General features: G+C 40.0%; 1 protein-coding gene. It reads right to left on the bottom strand.

What is annotated here, in order from left to right; all coding sequences use genetic code 11:
• Positions 1-307 precede the first annotated feature (307 nt).
• Positions 308-940 (bottom strand): transposase (locus AC2SLM_RS12755; RefSeq protein ID WP_486554267.1); only part of this gene is annotated, 633 nt, incomplete at its 5' end.

The following is a 940-nucleotide window of genomic DNA, read 5'->3' on the forward strand; positions in this document are numbered from 1 at the left end:
ATTTAAAGCCGAGTGTGTAATCTTTCTGTGTTCGTTTAATCCTTGATCTTTCTGCTTTGTCCATTTATAAGCTTCCTTTTCGTAAACTTATTTTAGGACGGGACATAAAATCAAAATAAAGCGTCGGATTTTAAATCCTACCCTTTTTTTATTCCATCAAGATATTAAACAAGGTATAACCATTTCCATTACACCATCACACTTAGGAAGCATAGGAATACATGGCTCGCTACTGTGGTCAAAATGGTGACAGTTGATTCAAGGTTTTAAAAACTGGTAAGGCCATTATTGGATTAATGCCAGTCAGTTAACGCTGACTGGTATGTTTTTTTGGATATTTTTGTGGTTTACCCTTAACCACCCTCGGACAAGATCGCTTTCTGCGCTCAGGAATGACAAACAATTTCCCCTCCTCTAAAAGTGCATCTAACAATTTAGGGAAGAGACCTGCAGCCTGTAAAGGCGCAAACCGTAACAGATCAACAATCGTAATAGACGCCATGTGAAAGCTAATTCGTAGAGGGCTAACCTTAGCTCTAACTGCCATATAGCGCATCAAACGTCTTATCAGATTATAAGCAATCATAAGCCCCCAGAACTCTTGTAACACAAGCTGTGGTAGCTTACTTCTTAATAATAGCCCCTGCTTTAAATCAGACTTAATTTCTCGATACGCCATCTCAATCTCCCAGCGCTGCAAGTACAGCTGTACCACTTTATCCTTAGTAAAGCGTTTATCATCTATTAAAGAGGTTATGTATCGTCTTGTCTTACCCTCATAACTACACTCAATTAATCGAGCTTGCCACGTATCGGGTAGGTTTGGATTTTTCTTTTGAGCCTGAGGAGAAACGGGCATTTGTATCCAGTAGTCCCCTTCGCTGAAGGTTTTAATCACACTGTAACGCAGATTATCTTTAGCCCGCATGAGCCAGTGACT

This window comes from Psychrobacter sp. CX16 (assembly GCF_057396245.1).